This window comes from Achromobacter sp. ISS7, assembly GCF_056523125.1.
Map to the genome: position 1 here is coordinate 6,499,799 of NZ_JAWRZD010000001.1, position 21,945 is coordinate 6,521,743.

The 21,945-nt window shown below is 68.8% G+C and carries 17 protein-coding genes; 4 read left to right on the plus strand and 13 right to left on the minus strand.

Translation table 11 applies throughout. The features are described 5' to 3' along the window. Positions 1-37 precede the first annotated feature (37 nt). From AC1HFW_RS29515 to uvrA, 5 genes are all read right to left on the minus strand, one after another. Positions 38-1,012 (minus strand): FecR domain-containing protein, encoded by a 975-nt coding sequence (locus AC1HFW_RS29515; RefSeq protein WP_479286205.1) that lies wholly within the window; start codon positions 1,010-1,012, stop codon positions 38-40. Beyond that, positions 1,009-1,521, minus strand: coding sequence for a sigma-70 family RNA polymerase sigma factor (locus AC1HFW_RS29520; RefSeq protein WP_241073324.1), 513 nt, complete (start codon positions 1,519-1,521; stop codon positions 1,009-1,011). Before AC1HFW_RS29520 ends, AC1HFW_RS29515 begins: the two co-directional genes overlap by 4 nt. Before the next feature lie 102 nt (positions 1,522-1,623). Then, complete coding sequence (locus AC1HFW_RS29525) at positions 1,624-2,256, minus strand: aminotransferase class IV family protein (RefSeq protein ID WP_006393107.1); 633 nt, start codon at positions 2,254-2,256, stop codon at positions 1,624-1,626. Between the two features lie 76 nt (positions 2,257-2,332). Then, positions 2,333-3,469 (minus strand): aminodeoxychorismate synthase component I, encoded by a 1,137-nt coding sequence (locus tag AC1HFW_RS29530; protein WP_479286206.1) that lies wholly within the window; start codon positions 3,467-3,469, stop codon positions 2,333-2,335. Between the two features lie 8 nt (positions 3,470-3,477). Next, positions 3,478-9,237, minus strand: a complete 5,760-nt coding sequence (gene uvrA, locus AC1HFW_RS29535) for an excinuclease ABC subunit UvrA (RefSeq protein ID WP_479286208.1) — start codon at positions 9,235-9,237, stop codon at positions 3,478-3,480. A 243-nt stretch (positions 9,238-9,480) separates the two neighbouring features. Here uvrA and AC1HFW_RS29540 point away from each other — a divergent pair, with 243 nt between their 5' ends. The 3 genes from AC1HFW_RS29540 to AC1HFW_RS29550 are packed head-to-tail and all read left to right on the plus strand — an operon-like array spanning position 9,481 to position 11,845. Further along, complete coding sequence (locus AC1HFW_RS29540; protein ID WP_050813218.1) at positions 9,481-10,260, plus strand: IclR family transcriptional regulator; 780 nt, start codon at positions 9,481-9,483, stop codon at positions 10,258-10,260. A gap of 24 nt (positions 10,261-10,284) precedes the next feature. After that, positions 10,285-10,929 carry a bifunctional 4-hydroxy-2-oxoglutarate aldolase/2-dehydro-3-deoxy-phosphogluconate aldolase gene (locus AC1HFW_RS29545; protein ID WP_035360020.1) on the plus strand — a complete coding sequence of 215 codons (645 nt, stop codon included), beginning with the start codon at positions 10,285-10,287 and terminating at the stop codon, positions 10,927-10,929. Next, entirely contained in the window at positions 10,922-11,845 is a 924-nt protein-coding gene (locus tag AC1HFW_RS29550) for a sugar kinase (RefSeq protein ID WP_479286210.1), read from the plus strand. Before AC1HFW_RS29545 ends, AC1HFW_RS29550 begins: the two co-directional genes overlap by 8 nt. 133 nt (positions 11,846-11,978) lie before the next feature. On the opposite strand, the gene AC1HFW_RS29555 is transcribed toward AC1HFW_RS29550, so the two are convergent. Both AC1HFW_RS29555 and AC1HFW_RS29560 read right to left on the minus strand, forming a co-directional pair. Next, positions 11,979-12,107, minus strand: coding sequence for a hypothetical protein (locus tag AC1HFW_RS29555; RefSeq protein ID WP_006226408.1), 129 nt, complete (start codon positions 12,105-12,107; stop codon positions 11,979-11,981). A 1,076-nt stretch (positions 12,108-13,183) separates the two neighbouring features. Continuing rightward, the gene (locus tag AC1HFW_RS29560) at positions 13,184-14,143 is read right to left on the minus strand and encodes a LysR family transcriptional regulator (RefSeq protein ID WP_006393113.1); all 960 of its coding nucleotides are present in this window, start codon (positions 14,141-14,143) and stop codon (positions 13,184-13,186) included. A 223-nt stretch (positions 14,144-14,366) separates the two neighbouring features. On the opposite strand from AC1HFW_RS29560, the gene AC1HFW_RS29565 reads away from it, so the two are divergent. Then, positions 14,367-15,302 (plus strand): glycosyltransferase family 2 protein, encoded by a 936-nt coding sequence (locus tag AC1HFW_RS29565; protein WP_061072343.1) that lies wholly within the window; start codon positions 14,367-14,369, stop codon positions 15,300-15,302. A gap of 40 nt (positions 15,303-15,342) precedes the next feature. Here the strand turns inward: AC1HFW_RS29565 and AC1HFW_RS29570 are convergent, their stop codons facing one another. The 6 genes from AC1HFW_RS29570 to AC1HFW_RS29595 form a co-directional block, all read right to left on the minus strand. Continuing rightward, entirely contained in the window at positions 15,343-16,086 is a 744-nt protein-coding gene (locus AC1HFW_RS29570) for an ABC transporter ATP-binding protein (protein ID WP_061072342.1), read from the minus strand. Further along, positions 16,086-17,879, minus strand: a complete 1,794-nt coding sequence (locus tag AC1HFW_RS29575; RefSeq protein WP_479286212.1) for a branched-chain amino acid ABC transporter ATP-binding protein/permease — start codon at positions 17,877-17,879, stop codon at positions 16,086-16,088. The genes AC1HFW_RS29570 and AC1HFW_RS29575 overlap by 1 nt, the downstream gene beginning before the upstream one ends. Continuing rightward, positions 17,876-18,916 carry a branched-chain amino acid ABC transporter permease gene (locus AC1HFW_RS29580; RefSeq protein ID WP_061072340.1) on the minus strand — a complete coding sequence of 347 codons (1,041 nt, stop codon included), beginning with the start codon at positions 18,914-18,916 and terminating at the stop codon, positions 17,876-17,878. The genes AC1HFW_RS29575 and AC1HFW_RS29580 overlap by 4 nt, the downstream gene beginning before the upstream one ends. Positions 18,917-19,059: 143 nt before the next feature. Then, complete coding sequence (locus AC1HFW_RS29585; RefSeq protein WP_006393118.1) at positions 19,060-20,208, minus strand: ABC transporter substrate-binding protein; 1,149 nt, start codon at positions 20,206-20,208, stop codon at positions 19,060-19,062. A gap of 172 nt (positions 20,209-20,380) precedes the next feature. Next, complete coding sequence (locus AC1HFW_RS29590; protein WP_116522811.1) at positions 20,381-21,109, minus strand: SDR family NAD(P)-dependent oxidoreductase; 729 nt, start codon at positions 21,107-21,109, stop codon at positions 20,381-20,383. Positions 21,110-21,148: 39 nt separating this feature from the next. Then, positions 21,149-21,934, minus strand: a complete 786-nt coding sequence (locus AC1HFW_RS29595; RefSeq protein WP_006393120.1) for a cyclase family protein — start codon at positions 21,932-21,934, stop codon at positions 21,149-21,151. Positions 21,935-21,945: the final 11 nt, after the last annotated feature.

A 21,945-nucleotide genomic window follows, 5' to 3' on the forward strand; every position in this document is an offset into this window, starting at 1 on the left:
AACCTCGCGGGCAACGCGCGGCGCATCGCGGCCGGCGCTACCTGGGTTCGAGCACGGTCCACCAGGGCATGGGCGTGCGTATCCGCAGCGGCAGCGTCGCTTCCAGGGTGGCCAGGGCCTGCTGGGTATCCGCCGTCGAGTAGGTGCCGACGATGCGCAGGTCGGCGATTTCCGGCGCGCAGCCCAGGTAGCCGCGGCGGTAGCGCGACAGCTCGGCCACGAAATCGCCCAATCGCATGTTCTCGGCCACCAGCAGCCCGTCGGCCCAGGAGGGGCGCGCCAGGGCGGCGGTTTCGGCGGGCGTGGCGCCCGCCCGGGTGATGCGGGCCTGCTCGCCGGCATGCAGGATACCGCCTGCGGCGCCGGCGGTCGTGGGCTCGATGCGCACCGCGCCCTCGAACACGGCGACCACGCTGGCGCCGTCCTGCTGGTAGACGCTGTAGCGCGTGCCCAGCGCGCGCAGCCGCGCCTGGGCCGTATCGACCACGAAGGGGCGCGCGGGGGACTGGTTGTCGGGCGCGGTGGCGACCAGGATCTCGCCCGCCACCAGCTTGATGCGGCGCAGGTCGGGGCCGTAGTCGACGTCGATCGCGCTGTCGGTGTTGAGCCAGATGACGGCGCCATCGGCCAGCCGGACCTGGCGGCGCTCGCCCAGCGCGGTGTGATGGCTGGCGGCCCACTGGCGCCAGGGCAGGGCGCGCGATGCGCCCCAGGCGCCGAAGCCGGCGCCGCATAGCAGCGTCAGGGTCTTCAGGGTGAGGCGGCGGCGGGCCTGGCCGGCCGCGGCGGCGTCCAGCAGGCGGCGCGCCATGGGCTTGTTGCCGCCCGGCAGGTCGAGGAATTTGCCGCTGATGGCCTCGACCTGGCGCCAGGCCTGCTGGTGGGCCGGATCGGCGTCGTGCCATTGCCGCCAGCGCTGGCGTTCGGCGGCGTCGACCGACGGCGCGCCCAGCGCCGCATACCACTCGGCGGCCTGCTGCAGCACCTGGAAGCTGGGCGCGGCGGCGCTCATGGCGCGGGCGTCTGGCCGGCGGTCAGGCAATGCAGCATCGCCTGCGCCATGTATTTCTTGACCATGCGTTCGGACACCTCCAGGCGCGCGGCGATCTCGAGGTAGGTGTAGCCCTCGAGGTGCGACAGCAGGAAGGCGGCGCGGGCCTTGGGGTTGAGCTGGTTCAGCAGCGCGTCGAGCTCGCAGAGGGCGTCCAGCAGCAGCGCGCCTTCCTCGGGCGAGGGCGCCAGGGTGTCGGCCACGGTGGCGAGCGTGTCGCGGTAGGCGCGTTCCAGGTCCTGGCGCCGCCAGTGGTTCACCACCAGGCCATGGGCGATGGTGGTGAGGTAGGCGCGCGGCTCGCGGATCGGTTCGAGGTTGCGCAGCACCCGCAGGAAGGTGTCGTGCGCCAGGTCGGCGGCGTCGAAGGCATTGCCCAGGCGGCGGCGCAGCCAGTCCTGCAGCCAGCCGTGGTGGTCGCTGTAGAGGACTTCGATATCAGGGGATGCCGCGCGCGGGGGGGATAACACGATGGAGACGCCGCCAACGTCGAATAATCAATAAGAATGAGTATCAATTATTCTTCAGGCTCGCCGGTTTGGCAATCGGCGTCGTTCCGGGGCCGGCGGGACTCAGGTTTCGCGCAGGGTGACGGTGAACCAGCCGCGCAGGGCGTTGGACAGGCGGATTTCGTCGGCGGCGTGCAGGTCGGCCAGGGTCAGCACGCGTTCCGTGACGTTGCCGGTGTCGAGCAATTCGGCGCGCTGCACGCCGGGCAGACAGCCGCTGTCGACCGGCGGGGTGTACCAGTCGCCGTCCAGGCGCAGGTAGACGTTGCTGCGGCTGCCTTCGCACAGTTCGCCGCGTTCGTTCAGGTAGACCAGGTCGAAGATGTGCGGATGGGCCGGCAGCCATTCGATGGTCTTGGTGTACCAGGGGCGGTAGGTGGTCTTGTAGCGCAGCAGCGGTTCGGACGAGCGCAGCGCCTCGGGCGCCAGCATGATTTCCTGCTCTGCCGGCAACGGCGGCAGCACGGCGGTCTGGATGTGGCGGCTGCCGTCGCGCGCGACCAGCAGGCGCAGGCGGTGCGCGCCGGGGGTGTTCAGGCTGAGCGCGGCGATCATGATGTCGCTTTGCACCGCGTTGCCGCCCCAGGTGTAGCCCAGCGCCTTGCACGACTGCTCCAGGCGGCGCAGGTGGCGCGCCAGCAGGGGCACGCGGTGCTCGGCGTCGACCAGGATGGTCTCGATCAGTTCGGGTTGCATGGGGGCTCCTGGTAAACGGCGGACGGCGGCGGGCGGGGCCGGGTTCTATCCTACCCCGCGGACACGGATTGCGCACTCAGGCGCGCAGGATGCGGGCCTTCCAGTGGCATTCCTGCCATTCCTCGGCCGGGTCGGAGTCATGCACGATGCCGCCGCCGACGCTATAGACGCCGTGGCCGGCCGCGTCCAGCACCAGCGTGCGGATCGCCACGTTGAGCGAGAAGTCGCCGTCGGGGGCCAGCCAGCCGATGCTGCCGCAATACAGGCCGCGCGGCGCGGTTTCCATCTGGCGGATGCGGCGCATGGCGGCGACCTTGGGCGCGCCGGTGATGGAGCCGCAGGGGAACAGCGCGCGCAGCACGTCCTCAAGCGTGGCGTCCGGCGCCTGGGCCGAGACGGTCGAGGTCATGGTCCAGACCGTGGGGTAGCGCTCCAGCGAGAACAGCGCCTCGACCTTGACCGAGCCGGGCTCGGCCAGCCGGCCCAGGTCGTTGCGCAGCAGGTCCACGATCATCAGGTTCTCGGCGCGGTTCTTGTCGCTGGCCAGCAGCGCCTGGCCCAGGCGTTCATCCTCGGCCGGATCGGAGTGGCGCGGCGCCGTGCCTTTCATGGGGCGGGTGGTCAAGCGCGGGCCGCGGCGGGCCACGAACAGCTCGGGCGAGAACGACAGCACCGTGCGCGCGCCATCCTCGATGTAGGCGCCGTGCGCCACCGGATTACGCGCGGCGATACGGCGGTACAGCGTGGCCGCGTCGCCCTGGTACTGCACGTCGAGCGGCTGGGTGTAGTTGACCTGGTACAGCTCGCCGGCGCCGATCAGCTCGCGGATGGCCTCGATCTGGCGCGCGTAGCCGGCCTCGGTCATGCGCGGCGCGGGCAGGCTGAGGGCGGCCGGGATGCTGTCGGCCGCGGGGCCGTCCCACGGCGACTCGTCGATCTTGCGTTCGAACACCAGCGCCGTCAGGCGCGCCCGGCCGTCGTCCCGCGGCGCCGTCCAGGGGCCGGCGGGCGCGGGCCGGGTGGCTTCCGGCAGCAGCCATTCGCCCAGCTCGTAGTCCAGCAGCAGGGCGACCCAGTGCCCACGCTGGCGCGCCGCGTCGATGGCGGCCAGGGCGGGGCCGACCTCGGCCGCCGCGCGCGCTTCGATGCGGGCGTGGAAACCGTCCAGCCGCAGCGCGCGGCCGGCCAGCCGGTCTTCAAAACGACAATGCATGACTCTCTTTACTGTTGCGCCAGGAACTCCGTCAGCACCCGGCCCGTGTGGGAGTGGTCGCTCAGGGTCATGACGTGTTCCGGCGACCCCTGCGCCACCAGCTTGCCGCCGCCGGTGCCGCCTTCGGGGCCCAGGTCCAGCAGCCAGTCGGCTTCGGCGATGACGTCGAGATTATGCTCGATCACCACCACCGTGTTGCCGGCTTCCACCAGGCGGTGCAGCACGTGGATCAGCTTTTCCACGTCGGCCATCGACAGGCCCACGGTCGGCTCGTCCAGCACGTACAGCGTGTGCGGGATGCGCGAGGCGCGGCCGGTCTTGATCAGGCCGTCGGTCAGGCGCGCCTTGGACAGCTCGGTCACCAGCTTGATGCGCTGCGCCTCGCCGCCGGACAGCGTCGGCGACGGCTGGCCCAGCGTCAGGTAGCCCAGGCCGACGTCCTGCATCAGCTGCAGCGGGCGGTGGATCTTGGGATGGGCGGCGAAGTATTCGATGGCGTCATCGACTTCCATGGACAGCAGTTCGCCGGCGTTCTTGCCGCGCATCTGCACGCTCAGGGTGTCGCTGTTGAAGCGCGCGCCGTTGCAGGCGTCGCACGGCACCTTCACGTCGGGCAGGAAGTTCATTTCGATGGTGCGCATGCCCTGGCCTTCGCAGATCGGGCAGCGGCCGTCGCCGGTGTTGAACGAGAAGCGCGCCGCGGTCCAGCCGCGCATGCGCGCTTCGCGGGTGTCGGCGAACTGCTTGCGCACGTCGTCCCAGAAGCCGACGTAGGTCGCCGGGCACGAGCGCGGCGTCTTGCCGATCGGGGTCTGGTCCACTTCCAGCACGCGGTCGATCGCTTCCCAGCCGCGGATGCTGTCGCAGCCGGCCCAGCCGGGCGCCTTGCCCTGCGAGACGGCCTGCATCAGGTTGTCCAGCAGCACTTCGCGCGCCAGCGTCGATTTGCCGGAGCCGGACACGCCGGTGACCACGCTCAGGCGGCCGACCGGGATCTTGGCGTCGACGCTGCGCAGGTTGTGCAGGCGCGCGCCCTTGATCTCGATCATCGGCGTGTCGGCCTCGACCGGGCGGCGGCCCTGCAGCGGGTGTTGCAGCGGCTTGGCCAGGTAGCGGCCGGTGACGGATTCGGGCGCGTCGATCAGGTCCTGCGCGCTGCCCTGCGCCACCACGCGGCCGCCGCGGATGCCGGCGCCGGGGCCGATGTCGATGATGTGCGAGGCGCGGCGGATGGTGTCGTCGTCATGCTCGACCACCACCAGCGTGTTGCCGTTGCCTTCCAGGCGTGCCAGCGCGTCCAGCAGGATGCGGTTGTCGCGCGGGTGCAGGCCGATGGTGGGCTCGTCCAGCACGTAGCAGACGCCCTGCAGGTTGGAGCCCAGCTGCGCCGCCAGGCGAATGCGCTGCGCCTCGCCGCCCGACAGGGTGGGGGCGGCGCGGTCCAGCGCCAGGTAGTTCAAGCCGACTTCCTGCATGAAGTTCAGGCGGCCGCGGATCTCGGTGAGGATGTCGCGGGCGATCTCGCCTTCGCGGCCGCGCGCCACCAGGCCGGTGAAGAAGGTGTGCGCGTCCGACACCGGCAGCGAGGCCAGTTCGGCGATCGACTTGTCGCGCCAGCGCACGGCGCGGGCGACCCGGTTCAGGCGCTGGCCGTCGCACTGCGTGCAGACCTTGGCCTCGCCTTCGTACCAGGCGTTCCAGGCGGTTTCCTCGCCGGTCTGCTCTTCGTCGAAGCCCTGCAGTTGCAGGCCGGTGCCGAAGCAGCCGGTGCACCAGCCGTGCTTGGAGTTGTACGAGAACAGGCGCGGATCGGGCTCGGGGAAGCTGGTGCCGCACGACGGGCAGGCGCGCTTGACCGAGAAATGCTGTTGCTGCAGTTCGCTGTTGAGCGCTTCGTGCAGCTTGTTCACCGGCCACACCACCGACATCACGCCCTGGCCGTTTTCCAGCGCGCTCTTGACGGCGGCGCGCAGCTCGGCCTCGTTGGCGGGGTCGACCACCACGTCGGCCACCGGCAGTTCGATGGTGTGTTCCTTGTAGCGGTCCAGGCGCGGCCACGGCGCCACCGGGATGAACTCGCCGTCGACGCGCAGGTGCGAGTGGCCCTTGGAACCGGCCCACTTGGCCAGGTCGGTGTAGTAGCCCTTGCGCGCGGTGACCAGCGGCGCCAGCAGGCCGATGTGCACGCCCTTGTGCTCGCGCAGCAGGCGCGCCACGATCTGGTCGGTGTTCTGCGGTTCCACCGCGACGTTGCAGTCGGGGCAGTACTGCGTGCCCAGCTTGACGTACAGCAGGCGCAGGAAGTGGTGGATCTCGGTCATCGTGGCCACGGTCGACTTGCGGCCGCCGCGGCTGGTGCGCTGCTCGATGGCCACGGTCGGCGGGATGCCGAAGATGGCGTCCACGTCGGGCTTGCCGGCCGGCTGCACGATGGCGCGGGCGTAGGCGTTGAGCGATTCGAGGTAGCGGCGCTGGCCTTCGTTGAACAGGATGTCGAAGGCCAGGGTCGATTTGCCCGAGCCGGACACGCCGGTGATCACGGTGAACTTGTCGCGCGGGATCTCGACGCTGACGTTCTTCAGGTTGTGCTCGCGCGCGTTGCGGATCTCGATCGCCATGTTGTCCTGGCGGCGCTTGCGCATGATGGATTGCAGCGGCGTGCCTTCGCCGGCGCCATAGGCGGCGTCCGGTTCGGCGATGCGGGCCGTCAGGCCGGCCTGCTCGACTTCCTGCGCGTCGATGTCGCTGCTGACCACCACGTCGGCCGGCAGGATGCTGACTTCGTAGTCGCGCAGCGCCGCGCCGGTGTGCGAGGCGGGGTTGGCCATCAGGTCCTGCGGCGTGCCGACGCCGATCACCAGGCCGCCGGCGTCGCCGCCTTCGGGGCCCAGGTCGATCAGCCAGTCGGCCGCGCGGATCACGTCCAGGTTGTGCTCGATCACCAGCAGCGTGTGGCCCGCGGCCAGCAGCTTGCGGAAGGCGCGCATCAGGCGCGCGACGTCATCGAAGTGCAGGCCGGTGGTGGGCTCGTCGAACAGGAACAGGCTGCCCTTCTTGGCGACCTTGGCGGTGGAGATGCCGCTGCGCGCCGCCTCGGCCAGGTGGCCGGCCAGCTTCAGGCGCTGCGCCTCGCCGCCCGACAGCGTCGGCACCGGCTGGCCCAGCCGCACGTATTCGAGGCCGACGTCGGCCAGCGGCGCCAGGCCGGTCTGCACGTCGCGCAGGCCCTTGAAGAACTCCAGCGCCTCGCTCACGGTCATTTCCAGCACCTCGTCGATCGAGGCGCTCTTGCCCAGGTGTTCGACGCGCACTTCCAGCACTTCGGGGCGGAAGCGCTTGCCATCGCAATCGGGGCAACGCAGGTAGACGTCGGACAGGAACTGCATCTCGACGTGCTCGAAGCCGGTGCCGCCGCAGGTCGGGCAGCGGCCATCGCCGCCGTTGAAGCTGAAGGTGCCGGCGGTGTAGGCGCGTTCACGCGCCAGCGGCGCCTGCGCGAACAGCTTGCGGATCGCGTCGAACGCGCCCACGTAGCTGGCCGGGTTGGAACGCGCGGTCTTGCCGATCGGGGTCTGGTCGACCATGACGACGTCGGCGATCTGCTCGGCGCCCAGCAGGCGCTCGAAAGCGCCCGGCGCTTCCGACGGCTTGCCCTTCTGCTTGAGCAGGGCGGGGAACAGCACGTCCTGCACCAGCGTCGACTTGCCCGAGCCGGACACGCCGGTGACGCACACCAGGCGGCCCAGCGGCAGTTCGACCGAGACATTCTTCAGGTTGTGGGCGCTGACGCCTTCGAGCAGCAGGCGCGGCGTGTTGGCCGCCACGGGCATGGGGCGCGGCGCTTCGACGCGCTGGCGTCCGCCGAGGTAGTCGCCGGTCAGCGTGCGGGCCGCGCGCAACTGCGCCGGCGTGCCGTCGAACACGATCTGGCCGCCGCGCTCGCCGGGGCCGGGGCCGATGTCGATGATGCGGTCGGCGGCCACCATGACCTGCGGGTCGTGCTCCACCACCACCAGCGTGTTGCCGGCGTTGCGCAGCCGGTGCATGACCTCGACCACGCGATGCATGTCGCGCGGGTGCAGGCCGATGGACGGCTCGTCCAGCACGAACAGCGTGTTCACTAGCGAGGTGCCGAGCGCGGTGGTCAGGTTGATGCGCTGCACTTCGCCGCCGGACAGCGTGCGGCTCTGGCGGTCCAGCGTCAGGTAGCCCAGGCCGACGTCGCACAGGAATTTCAGGCGCGCGCGCACCTCGGTCATGAGCAGGTCGGTGGCGGCGTCGAGCGCGCCTTCGAATGACAGCTTGTCGAAGAACGTTCGCACCCGTTCGATGGGCAGCAGCATCACGTCATGGATCGACAGGCCGTCCAGGTTGTCGAGCTGCTCGCGGCTCCAGTTGGCGCCGACCGGCATGAAGCGCTTGTAGCGGCCGTCTTCCGGCGGCAGCACGGCGTCGGCCTCGGCCTTGGTGCCCAGGCGCCACAGCAGCGCGTCGGGCTTGAGGCGCGCGCCGTTGCAGGTGGGGCAGGGCGTGTAGCTGCGGTACTTGGACAGCAGCACGCGTACGTGCATCTTGTACGACTTGGTCTCGAGCCAGTCGAAGAAGCGCTGCACGCCGTACCACTGGTGCTTCCAGGCGTCGTTGCCGCCCTTCCAGTCGGGCGTGCCGTACAGCACCCAGCGCTTGTGCTCCTCGCTCAGGCTCTTCCACGGCACGCCGAGCGGAACGCCGGCGCGCGGCGCGTACTTCTGCAGTTCGTCCTGGCATTCCTTGTACGAGGGCGTGGTCCAGGGCTTGATGGCGCCTTCCAGCAGGGTCTTGTTCTCGTCGGGAATGACCAGGCCGAAGTCGATGCCGATCACGCGGCCGAAGCCGCGGCAGGCCTCGCAGGCGCCCAGCGGCGAGTTGAACGAGAAGCTGCTGGGCAGCGGATCGGTGTATTCGATATTGCAGTCGGCGCAGTGCAGGCGGTCGCTGAATTTCCAGGTGTGCGCGTTGGCGCCTTCGGCGTCCATGACGTAGACGGCCAGGTGGCCGGCGCCCATGCGCAATGCCGTATCCAGCGCTTCCATCACGCGTTCGCGCTCGGTGCCGGCGAAGCGGAAGCGGTCCTGGATGACGTGCAGGATGCGGCGTTCCTCGTTGGCGGCCTTGGCCTTGCCCTTTTCCTTCTTGGCGCCCTTGGCCGGCGCGGTGGCGTTCGGCACGGCGGTTTCCTCGGCGTGCACGCGGGTGTAGCCCTGCTGCTCGAGGAAGCCGCGCACTTCGTCTTCGGTGAAGTTGGCCGGCACGGCGATGGGGAAGGTCACCACCAGGCGCGGATCGCCCGCGGCGGCCGAGCGCTCGGCCAGCGAGCGGTAGATCGATTCCGGGGTGTCGCGCTGCACCACCTTGCCACAGCCGCGGCAGTGCAGCCGCGCGCCGCGCGCGAACAGCAGCTTGATGTGGTCATTGAGCTCGGTCATCGTGCCGACCGTGCTGCGCGAGCTGCGCACCGGGTTGGTCTGGTCGATGGCGATGGCCGGCAGGATGCCCTCGATGCGGTCCACCTGCGGCTTGTCCATGCGGTCCAGGAACTGGCGCGCATAGGGCGAGAAGGTTTCCACGTAGCGGCGCTGGCCCTCGGCGTAGAGGGTATCGAAGGCCAGCGAACTTTTGCCGGACCCCGACACGCCGGTCACGACGACCAGTTCGCCGGTGGCGATGGTCAGGTCCAGGTTCTTGAGATTGTTCTGGCGGGCGCCAACGATGCGGATTTGGGAGCTCATGGACGGTATCGTAGCCTGAGGGAGGGCGCGTCCCCGGACGACGGCCTGTGGCTGGTTCCGGGCGCGGCGATGTGGAATAATTGCCTATATGGTGAGGCATGTGTCCACAATGTGGTCAAACATGCGCTCCGCTGCTGTACAAATAAACAGTATCGCAGATTCGTCTGAAATTAGCGCGGTTTGCCTGGTGCATTCTGCGGGTGCATTGTTAACGCAGGGCATCTACCCGAGGTGGGGGTGGTCGTGTCGGAATCCAAGGTGGCGGGCGCCGCGGCGTTCGCCAAATTCATGACGGTGTTGCAGGCGGTGGCGGATGCGCCGCAGCCGCCCACGGCGGCGGCGCTGGCGCGCAGCAGCGGCTATCCGCGGCCGACCGTCTACCGCATCGTGGCCGCGCTGGCCGAGCAGGGCATGGTGGCCGAGACCGACGGCGCCTACCGCCTGGGGCCGCGCCTGCTGGCCCTGGCCAGCCGCGCCTGGTCGCAGTTCGACCTGCGCGCGACATTGGCGGCCGACCTGCAGGCGCTGCGCGACGCGACCGGCGAGACCGTGCACCTGGCGGTGCCGGCCGGCGCCGAAATGATCTACATCGACAAACTCGAAAGCCCCGGCCCGGTGCGCATGGCCTCGCGCGTGGGCGCGGCGGTGGCGCTGCATTCGAGCGCGGTCGGCAAGGCCTACCTGGCCGCGCTGGGCGAGCCGGCGCGCGAGCACCTGCTGCGCGACCTGCCGCTGGAATCGCGCATGCCCGGCACCGTGGCGAGCCTGCCCGCGCTGCGCGCGGCGCTGGCCGAGACGGCGGCGCGGGGCTATGCCCTGGACAACGAGGAAAACGAGCCCGGCATCGTCTGCTATGGCGTGGCGCTGCGCGATGCCGCCGGCCAGCCGGTGGCCTGCGTCAGCGTCAGCACGCTGATGTTCCGGCGCCGCGATGACCCGCAATCCGCCTATATCGAACCCCTGCTGCGGCTGCGCGATGCGGCCGCCGCCAAACTCGCCGTGCTGCCATCCGGCGGCGCCTGAACGCTCCGTCCCGAAAGGAATGCCATGACTGCTGCTCCCCTTGCCTCGAAGCTCGACGCCTTGCTCGCCGCCCGGGTGGTGCCCGTGCTGCGCTACCAGGACGCCGCCACCGCGGCCTATGCCGCCGAGGTGGCCGTGGCCGCCGGCTGCACCACGCTGGAACTGACCTGGACCATTCCCGGCGTCACCGACCTGGTGCGCGCGCTGCGCGACAAGCACGGCCCCGCGCTGCTGCTGGGCGTGGGCACGGTGCTGGACGAGACCCAGGCGCGCGAGGCCCTGGTGGCCGGCGCCGACTTCCTGGTGTCGCCGGCCCTGGCCACCGAGATCGTCGACCTGGCGCACGCCGCCGACGCCCTGTGCCTGCTGGGCGCCTTCACGCCCACCGAAGTGCTGGCCGCGCGCCGCGCCGGCGTCGACGTGGTCAAGGTGTTCCCGGCCGACACCGGCGGTCCCAAGCACCTGGCTGCGCTGAAGTCGGTCTACCCGGACACGGTGTTCTGCCCCACCGGCGGCGTCACGGCCGAGAACATGGCGTCGTACTTCGCCGCCGGCGCCGGCCTGGTCGGCATCGGCAGCAACCTCTACGACAAGGCCGCCTTCGCCGCGCGCGACACCGCCGCGCTGGTGGCGCAGATCACCCGCACCCGCGAGGCCGCCCATGGCTGATTTCGACATCGTCGCGCTGGGTGAGCCGCTGGTCGAACTGAACCAGACGCACCAGGACCATCAGCAATACCTGCAGGGCTTCGGCGGAGACACCTCCAATGCCGTCATCGCCGCGGCCCGCCAGGGCGCGCGCTGCGCCTACCTGACGCGCGTCGGCGATGACGCCTTCGGCGCGCAGTTCCTGGCGCTGTGGCGCGAAGAGGGTGTGGATATCTCGGGCGTCGAGATCGACGCCACCGCGCACACCGGCCTGTACTTCGTGCAGCACGGCCCCGACGGCCACGCCTTCAGCTACCTGCGCCGCGGCTCGGCCGCCAGCCTGATGACGCCGGCCACGCTCGATGGCGGCCTGATCGAGCGCGCCCGTTTCCTGCATGTCTCGGGCATCAGCCTGGCCATCAGCACCAGCGCCTGCGACACGGTCTTCGCCGCGATCGCCCGCGCCCGCGCGGCCGGCGTGCAGGTCAGCCTGGATTCGAACCTGCGGCTGCGCCTGTGGCCGCTGGACCGGGCCCGCGCGGTGCTGCGCGAGGCGCTGTGCCACGCCGACCTGTTCCTGCCGAGCATGGACGACATGCAGCACCTGACCGGCAACGACGACCCCGAACGCACGCTGGACTGGATCCGCGACGCCGGCGCGACGGGCGTGGTGGTGCTGAAACTGGGCAAGGACGGTTCCATCATCGACGATGGCAAGACCCGCACGCCGATGGCGGCGCTGCGCGTGGATGCGGTGGACGCGACCGGCGCCGGCGACTGTTTCGCCGGCAGCCTGCTGGCGCGCCGCTGCCAGGGCGACGATTGGGCCGACGCGGTGCGCTATGCCAACGTGGCGGCGGCGCTGTCGACGCTGGGCTACGGCGCGGTCAATCCGTTGCCGCGCGCCGAGGATGTGTTGGCGAAGCTGAAGGGCTGATTGATATTCTCCGGCTCGATATTTACGGCCCAGAATTCGCTGGCCCAAAGAAAAATCCCCGCCGGTTTGCACCAGGCGGGGATTTTTTTCGATCAGGCAGCACGCCAGGAACCTGGCGCGGCCGGCGTGTCATTTAGACGCGCTTGATCTTTTCCAGCATCTTGAACACACCCTTGGGCGACTTGACGAACAAGCGCTTGAAGGCCTTGCCCAGGCAACGGCGTTCCAGGGTGTTGCGACGCACGCGTTTGCGTTCAGCCATGTTGATTCTCCTGTTGAATTTGCGGAAATCGGATTTGCGGGGCGAAGCTGGTCATGCATTTCGCAGGGCTTCGACCCGACCGCACAACCGGATACTGGGCTGGCGGGGGAATTGGGTAACTTGGCATTCTAGCCTGAAAGTGGGGTGGGTGCCAATTTGAGGCTTTTCCGTGGGTTTCTGGTCCCTGGGGTTTTAAACGGGGACGTAATGATGCTTCGTAGGTCGCCCCTCGGGCAGGCGGACCGGGTGGCGGGCGCCCACGATTGCGGTCCGGAGCGTTCGCTCCGGACTTCCCCTTCGTCATCCTCGTCCAGGCCTTCGGCCTTCCCTACGGATTCCCTCGGGCGCATCAAGGTTGCCCGCCACCCGGTCCGCCTGCCCGAGGGGCTACGTGCGTCTGGGTTTGTCGCGCTGCTGGATCTGTGTGCAGGGCATGGAACCTGCAGGGTTGCCAACTGTGGCCGCGCGGGCGGCCGCAGTTGGCGTTGGTTCGGTTGAAGGTGTTGCGGAGGCGCTGCGCGCGGGTGGAGGGTGGTTTTCTTGTGTGTCCCAATTCGGGGGGAGGGGCGGTGGTGGGCGGCGCGGTGGGCACGGGCTTGCGCGTGACGGTTGCTTGCGCCGCCCACAAACAGTCGGGGTGCGGAGGGTGTTTCATTGGTGGATGGTTGCGATGTTTCCACGCAGTTTTGGCGTGACCGATCGTGCGTCGAGTCCACACGCGAGAGCGTCATCGCCTCGACGCAAGACACCATGTAAGCCGCAAAAGGCCGCCCGCGCGGCCGGCTTGCGGCGGGCCCCGCAAGACCCTCCTCACCCCCTCCTGATAGTCACCAGAACGCCAAGCACACAGACCGCCCCGAAGTCCGAGGTTGAGTCTCATCATGAGCGCGTGGTGGGGGCGGTGCGGGAGGGCGGGGCGTGTAGATGCGCCCGAGGGAATCCGTAGGGAGCCGAAGGCGTACGAGGATGACGACGGGGGAGTCCGGAGCGAAGGCTCCGGACCGCAATCGTAGCCCCGCCCTCCCGCACCGCCCCCGCCACGCGCGGCTAAAGAACCCACCGCCCAGAAAAGAAAACTACTCAGCCGGCCCCAACTTAGGTCGAATGAAATCCATGAACGCCCGCGTCTTGGCCGGCTGAATGCTCGACGGATAAACCACATAGATGGAAATAGGATCCACCGACCACCCCGGCAACACCCGCCGCAGCGAATTGCGCTTGATGATCGGATCCAGCGCCTGGCAATGCGGCATCCGCGTGATCGCCAGATCCAGCCCCGCCAGCGTCCCCGCGATGCTCATGTTGTTCGCCGCCAGATGCCCGCTCACCGGCACCTGCTCGCTTACCCGGCCGTTGTGCAGCGTCCAGTACGAATGGGCGTCGTCGATCGTCGTGCGCAGGCATTGGTGCTGCGTCAGGTCCGTCGGCGTCTTCGGCTCGCCGAAACGTTCCAGATAGCGGTCCGACGCGTAAAGATAGTTGTCCAGCGACACCAGCTCCTGCACCACCGCGCCGTCGCTGCGGGGCGCGGGCGCGGCGCCGTTGCCATTGTCGGCGTTGGCCACCGGATAGTCGCTGTTGCGGCCGAAACGCAGCACGATGTCGAACGGCGTGCCCTGGGCGTCCGACGCTGTCATCATGCTCAGGTCGAACTCGCACTCCACCTCGGGATAGCGGTCCGTGAAATCGTTGATCGTTTCCGGCAGCAGCCAGATCGCCAGGCTGTAGGGCATGGACACCCGCAGGTTGCCCGACGGGCCGCCCGACAGCGCCTGAAGTTGCTCGTGCGCCAGGCGGGCCTCGTCGATCAGGCCCTGGCAGCGGCTCATGTAGGCCGCGCCGGCTTCGGTCAGGTCGAGGCGGCGGGTGTTGCGGTTGATGAGGCGCAGGCCGATCGCGCGTTCCAGCTCGTTGATGCGCCGCGACAGCGTCGAGGTCGGCATGTTCAGCGCCCGGGCGGCCAGGCTGAAACTCTTGCGCTTGGCGACTTCTACAAACAGGGCAATGTCGTTGAGCTGGACGGTCGGGGCTTCCATAGGCGTTCCGGTGTGGGCCGCCCGAGTTTACGCCACTCCGGCGCCGCTCCCAACGCCGGCGCGGCGGATGGGAATCAGTCCGGGAATCCGCACCTTGTCAGATTTGATTGCAAATTTGCATGCCGTGGCATCAGTTGCCGTGGGCATATCCCCTACACTTCAGGCGAAAACACCATACCAAGACCGCAGCGGTTATCCGGAATCGCCAAGGGGCCCAGTTCGCATGATCGATACGCCGACGTTCTTCACCGTCCTGACGCCCACCTACAACCGGGCGGGGACGCTGCACAGGGTGTACGAATCGCTATCCCGCCAGACATTCCGGGATTTCGAGTGGGTGATCGTGGACGATGGTTCCACCGACAACACCCACGAAGCGGTGCTCGACTGGCAGCAGCGGGCCCGTTTCCCCATTCGCTACATCTGGCAGAACAACCAGCACAAGAAAACCGCCTTCAACCGCGGCGTGCGCGAAGCGCACGGCCAGTTGATCGTGGCGCTCGACAGCGACGACGAAATGCCGCCCGAGGCGCTGGCGACGTTCAAGGCGGCCTGGGAGGCCATTCCGCCGGCGCGGCGCGATTCCTACGTGGCGGTGACCGGCCTGTGCGCCCGGCCCGACGGCCGCATCGTCGGCGACCGCTATCCGCAGGACGTGTTCGACAGCACGGCGGTGGACGTGTATTTCCGCTACCGCATCAAGGGCGAGAAATTCGGCTGCATGCGCACCGACGTCCTCAGGAAGTATCCGTTTCCCGAAAACGTGGCGGGTTTCGTGCCCGAGAGCCTGGTGTGGTGGGCGATCGCGCGGGCCGGCTACCTGAGTCGCTTCATCAACCAGGTGGTGCGCACCTATCACGACACCCCGGGCGGCCTGAGCCGGGGCACGACGTCGGTGGCCAACAATGCCCAGGGCCTGTACCTGCTGGCCTGGGACATGCTGCAGCATCACCTGGAATTCTTCCGCTTCCGGCCGCGCGAGTTCATCATGGCCGCGGCGCGCTACACCCGCTTCCGGCTGCACCTGAAGCATTCCGGCGTGCCGACGGCGCTGCAGGCCTATCGCCTGACCAACCCGTGGGCGCGGCTGATGGTGGGGGTGATGTGGCCGCTGGGCTACGCGCTGTACCGCCGCGACCGGCGGCGCGGCGTGGCCTGAACGGCGGCCGGGCGTTCGCCGCGGCCGCCTTGCGACGACGCTATGCCGAGGCCGGCGCGGCGTGGCCCAGGCCCAGGTAGACCTCGACCACGCGCGGGTCTTCGGCGACCTGGGCGGCGGGGCCTTCCAGCGTGACGCTGCCGGTTTCCAGCACGTAGGCGTAATCGGCCACCTGCAGCGCGGCGCGCGCGTTCTGTTCGATCAGCAGGATCGACACGCCCATGCCGCGCAGTTGCTCGACGATGCGGAACACTTCGCGCACGATGCGCGGCGCCAGGCCCAGGCTGGGTTCGTCCAGCATCAGCAGGCGCGGCTTGGCCATCAGCGCGCGGCCCACCGCCAGCATCTGCCGTTCGCCGCCGGACAGCGTGCCCGACAGTTGCGCGCGGCGCTCGCGCAGGCGCGGGAACAGGTCGTAGACCTCGGCCAGTGTCTGGTCCTGGTCGCGCAGGCCGCGGCGGAAGCGGTCGAAGGCGCCCAGCATCAGGTTGTCCTCGACCGACATCTCGGCGAACAGCTCGCGCTTTTCCGGCACCAGGTTCATGCCGGCCGCCACCATCTCCTCGATCTCGGCGTGTTCCTGGCGCTTGCCGCCGAACACGATCTCGCCGCGCGAGGGCAGCACGCCCATGATGGCCGACAGCAGCGTGGTCTTGCCGGCGCCGTTGGGGCCGATCACGGTGACGATCTTGCCCTCGTCCACCGACAGGCTGACGCCCGAGACGGCCTCGACCTTGTCGTAGGCCACGCGCAGGTCGCGCACTTCCAGCAGTTTCGCGCTCATCATTCCACTCCGCCCAGATAGGCTTCCAGCACCGCGGGGTTGTGCTGGATCTCGGCCGGCAGGCCCTCGGCGATCTTTTCGCCGAAGTCCATCACCACCACGCGGTCGACCAGGCCCATCACGAAATCCATGTCGTGCTCGACCAGCAGGATCGCCATGCCCTCGGCCCGCAGCTTTTTCAGCAGCTCGGCCAGTTCGCGCTTTTCCTGGTAGCGCAGGCCGGCGGCCGGTTCGTCCAGCAGCAGGATGCAGGGATCCGACGCCAGCGCCCGCGCGATCTCCAGGATGCGCTGCTGGCCCAGCGCCAGCGAGCCGGCCTCGTCGTGCAGGTGCTTGCCCAGGCCGACGCGCTCGACTTGGCGCGCGGCCTCGGCCAGCAGGCGGGCTTCCTCGGCGCGGTCCAGCCGCCAGGCGGCCGGCAGCACGCCGCGATGGCCGCGCAGGTGGGCGCCGATGGCGACGTTTTCCAGTACGCTCATGCGGCCCAGCAGGCGCACGTGCTGGAAGGTGCGCGACAGGCCCAGGCGGGCGATGCGGCGCGCGCCGGCGCCGGCCACTTGCTGGCCCAGCAGCGTGACCTGGCCGGAGGTGGGCGTGTCTACGCCCGAGATCTGGTTGAACATGGTGCTCTTGCCGGCGCCGTTGGGGCCGATCAGCGCCAGGATCTCGCCGGCGCGGATCTCCAGGTTCATGGCGTTGTTGGCAACCAGGCCGCCGAACTTGCGGGTCACGTCGACCGCCTTCAGCACCACTTCGCCGCGCGGCGGCATGGGCTTGCGCGGCAGCGGCTCGGCCTGGCCGTCGATCTGCCGCGGGCGCTTGCGCACCGGCACGCAGCGCGCCAGCACCGGCCACAGGCCGCCGCGGAAGCGGTGCAGCAGCAGCACCATGCCGAAGCCGAACACGATCACCTCGAAGTTGCCGGTCTGGCCCAGCAGCTTGGGCAGCCAGTCCTGTAGCCATTGCTTGAGCACCGTGAACACGCCCGCGCCGACCAGCGCGCCCCAGACCTGGCCGGCGCCGCCGATGACGGTCATGAACAGGTATTCGATGCCCATCTGCAGGCCGAACGGGTTCGGATTGACGAAGCGCTGCATGTGCGCGTACAGCCAGCCCGAGGCGCAGGCCTGCAGCGCGGCGATGATGAAGATCACCATGCGCGAGCGGGCCGTGTCCACGCCCATGGACTCGGCCATGACGCGGCCGCCCTTGAGGGCGCGGATGGCGCGGCCCTCGCGCGAGTCGAGCAGGTTGCTGGTCGACCACATGGCCACCAGCAGGAAGGCCCAGATCAGGTAGTAGATCTCATCGCCCTGCGTCAGCGACCAGCCGAACAGGTTGATGGCGGGCACGTCCGGGATGCCGGTGTGGCCGCCCAGGCCTTCGACCGAGCCGAAGGCGAAGTACAGCGACAGGCCCCAGGCGATGGTGCCCAGCGGCAGGAAGTGGCCGGACAGCTTGAGCGTGATGGCGCCCAGCAGGTAGGCCACCACCAGGGTCAGCAGCAGGCCGGCCAGCAGCGTCAGCCAGGGCGAGGCGCCCAGCCACGCCAGCCAGGCGGGCAGGGCGTCGGCGCGGGTGGTGAGCAGCGCGGTGGTGTAGGCGCCGATGCCGACGAAGGCGGCCTGGCCGAAGCTGGTCAGGCCGCCGACGCCGGTCAGCAGCACCAGCCCCAGCGCCACCATGGCGTACAGGCCGATGTAGTTCAGCAGGGTGACGTAGAACGGCGGCAACGCCAGCGGCGCGACCGCCAGCAGCGCCAGGAATACGAGGACGAGGTGGCGCGGGGTCATTCTTCTTCTTCCTCGACGTGGTGGCTTTTCAGGGAGCGCCAGAGCAGCACGGGGATGATCAGCGTGAAGACGATGATCTCTTTGTAGGCGCTGGCCCAGAACGAGGAGAAGGCCTCGATCAGGCCGACCAGCACGGCGCCGGCGGCGGCCAGCGGGTAGCTCACCAGGCCGCCGATGATGGCGCCGACGAAGCCCTTCAGGCTGACCATGAAGCCGGAATCGAAATACATGGTGGTGATGGGCGCGATCAGGATGCCCGAGACGGTGCCGATCAGCGCCGCCAGGAAAAACGTGGCCTTGCCGGCGAACACCGGTGAAATGCCCATCAGGCGGGCGCCAAGCCGGTTGAAGGCGGCGGCGCGCAGCGCCTTGCCGTACATCGAGCGCTCGAAGAACTGGTACAACACCACGATCAGCAGCGCCGACACCGCCACCACCCACAGCGCCTGGCTGTTGACGTTGACCGGGCCCAGCGTCAGGCTGGCGTCGCTGAATGGCGCGGTGCGCGCGCCCTCGGCGCCGAAGGCCAGCAGGCCCAGGCCCACCAGCGCCAGGTGCACGGCGATCGACACGATCAGCAGCACCAGCGTCGAGGCCGAGGCGATCGGCTGGTAGAACAGGCGGTACAGCTGCGGGCCCATCGGCACCACCAGCAACAGCGTCAGCAGCGCCTGCACCGCCATCGGCAGTTGCGCCAGCGGCAGGCGGTAGAACAGCGCGGCCAGCACCAGCGGGTATGCCACCTTGGCGCCGATGCGCCACAACGGCGCGCGGCGGCCGGGCCGTTTGGCGCGGGCCATGAGGTCGGCCACGGCCTCAGCCAGGGCGAAGGCCAGCAGCAGCCACACCAGCAGCACCGGCTTGCCGGCCTGCAGCGCGGCCATGGTGAGCGCGCCGAAGGCGACGAACTCGCCCTGGGGGATGAACAGCACGCGGGTAACGGTAAAGACCAGCAGGATGGACAACGCCAGCAGCGCGTAGATGGCGCCGTTGGTGATACCGTCCTGCCCGAGTATCAGGGCGATCTGAGCATTCATCGGTACTTCCGGATAGAACGGAAAAACATTGGAGCGGTTTTATCCCCCCCGAAGCGCTGCGCGCCTCCCCCCAGGGGGCATGCCTGCGGACCGGCAAAGCCGGCTCCGCGGCATCTCGATGGGGCAGCGTTCAAGGGGAGGGCTTACTTCACCAGCGTCCAGTTGCCGTCCTTGACGGTGATGAGTTCGCGGCCGCGGTCGTCGAAGCCGCTGTGGTCGGCGGCGCTCATGTTGTAGACGCCCTGGGTGCCGACCAGCTCGCGGGTCTGTTCCAGCGCGTCGCGCAGCGCGCTGCGGAACTCCTTGGTGCCCGGCTTGCCGGCCTTCTCGGCCAGCGGAATGGCCTTTTCCAGCAGCAGGCCGGCGTCGTAGACGTTGGCGCCGAAGGTGGCGGGCTTGGAGCCGTTGAGCTTTTCGTAGGCGGCGATGTAGTCGCTGGCGACCTTCTTGGACGGATTGCTGTCGGGCATTTCCGGCAGCACCAGCATCAGGCTGGCCGCCAGCACGGTGCCTTCGACCTTCTTGCCGCCGAGCTTGAGGAAGTCGGGCAGCGCGGCGCCGTGGGTCTGGTAGAACTTGCCCTTGTAGCCCTGGTCGAACAGCGTCGTCTGCGGCAGCACGCTGGCGGCGCCGGGCGCGGCGATCAGCACCGCGTCGGGCTTGGCCGCCAGGATCTTCAGGGCCTGGCCGGTGACCGAGCTGTCAAAACGCAGGTAGCGCTCGTTGGCAGTGAGCTTGATGCCCTTTTCGGCCGCCAGGCCGGAGAACACCTTGTACCAGTTCTCGCCATAGGGGTCGTTCAGGCCGATGAAGCCGACCGTCTTGATGCCGGTCTTGGCCATGTGGTCGACCAGCGCGCGGGCGATGATGTCGTCGTTCTGGGTGGTCTTGAAGACCCACTTCTTCTGCTCGTTCATCGGCAGCACCACGGCGGCGGTGCCCACCGGCGCCAGCATCGGCACGCCGGCCTCGGCGGCGAACTGGATCACGCCCATGGCGTTGGGCGAGCCCGACGGCCCGATCAGGGCGTCCACATTCTGCTCGGTGATCAGCTTCTTGAAGGCGGTGACCGAGTTGGTGGAATCGCTGGCGTCATCCAGCGAGATGTATTCCACGGTCAGGTCGCCGATCTTCTTGGGCAGCAGCGGCACGGTGTTCTTTTGCGGAATGCCGACCAGCGCGGTGGGGCCGGTGGACGAGGTGACCACGCCGACCTTGACCTGGGCCAGGACGGGCAGGGAGACCAGCGTGGCCAGCACGGCGGCGGCCAGGGGGAGTTTCTTCGACAGCATGGCAAAACCTCCGGATAGGGGGCAGAGTGGGTGCGGCTGGAAAACGGAGAAAACGGATACCGCGGAAATTGCTTTTGGCTTCAACTTTCTGAGAGGCGAGGCACTGCACTGTAGACCCGGTCTCCGTGCTTACCTATCCGTCAAAACCCGAAGCGGATGCGCGGGACGCCGGTCAGATGGTGATGGAACTGACGCTGGCGCCGCCGCAGACGAACAGCGTCTGGCCGGTGACGAAGCTGTTGGCCGGATCGGCGAAGAACATCACCGCCCGCGCCACGTCGTCCGAGCGTCCCAGGCGCTTGACCGGGATGCCGTTGGCCAGCTGCTTTTCGCGTTCGCTGCCGGGTTCGATCACTTCGTAGAACATGTCGGTCTGGATCGGGCCGGGGGCCACCACGTTGACGGTGATGCCGTAGGGCGCCAGTTCCAGCGACCAGGTGCGCGCCATGCCGACCATGCCGGCCTTGGTGGCGGAATAGGCGGTGCGGGTGGGCAGGCCGAGCGCGCCGCGCGAGGACATCATGACGATGCGGCCGAACTTGCGTTCCTGCATGCCGGGCAGCGCCGCCTGCACCAGGCTGATGGCCGCGCCCAGGTGGATCTGGGTCAGGCCATGCAGTTCCTCCTGGGTCACCTGCGGCAGCAGGTTGGGCCAGATGACGCCGGCGTTGTGGATAACGTGGCTGACCGGAAAGCGCGCGGCGATCTCGGCGCCGGCCTGGGCGGTGGCGTCGGCGTCCAGCAGGTCGACCTGCACGTTGTGCAGGCGCGGGTGGCTGAAGTCGGCGGCGCGGCGCGCCATCGAGATCACCTCGTAGCCCGCGTCGAGCATGCTGCGGCAGATCTCGGCGCCGATGCCGGCGCTGCCGCCGGTGACGATGGCGACGTTGGTTTGCGTCATGGTGGATCCCCCTGTGTTTCTGTTGTTATCGACGGCCGTTCAGGCGCGCGGCGCCAGGGCCAGCACCCGCAGCGGGCTGCCCGAGCCGCTGCGGATCTTGAGCGGCGCCGAGAAGATCACCGCGCCGGTGGGCGGCAGCTGGTCCAGATTGGTCAGGCACTGCAGGCCGTAGCGGTTGTTGCCGTGCATGAAGTAGTGGCAGGGGTAGGGCGGGTTCAGGTGATGGGCCTGGCCGGCGTCGGTGCCCACCGACTCGGTGCCGAAGCCGTGCACGTCGCGCTCCTTGATGAGCCACGGCACCACCTCGGCGTCGGGGCCGGGCGAGTGGGCGCCGTCTTCCTGCATGTTCAGGTATTCGGCCGGCTTGGCGCGCTTGGACCAGTCGGTGCGCATCAGCACCCAGGATCGGGCCGGGATGCGGCCGTGCTGTTCCTCCCACTTCTTGACGAAGTCGATGGTCAGCAGGAAGTCGGGGTTGTCGCGGGCCTCGGCCGAACAGTCGATGACGCTGGCGCCGGCGATGAAGGCCTCGACCGGGATGGTGTCGACGGTGTTGTCGGGCTGGTCCTTGCCGGTGACCCAGTGCACCGGCGCGTCGAAGTGCGTGCCGGTGTGTTCGGAGCACGAGAAGTTGTTCCAGTACCAGGCCGGGCCGCGCTCGTCATAGCGCGAGATTTCCTCGATGCGGAAGGGCCAGGCCTGGCCGAATTCCGGCGGCAGCACGATGGTGGGGAATTCGGGCGTCAGCGTCTCGGTCAGGTCCACCAGGCGGATGCGGCCCGACACCAGTTCGGTCATGAATTGCGCAAGTATGGGTTGGCTCATCTGTTGCTCCT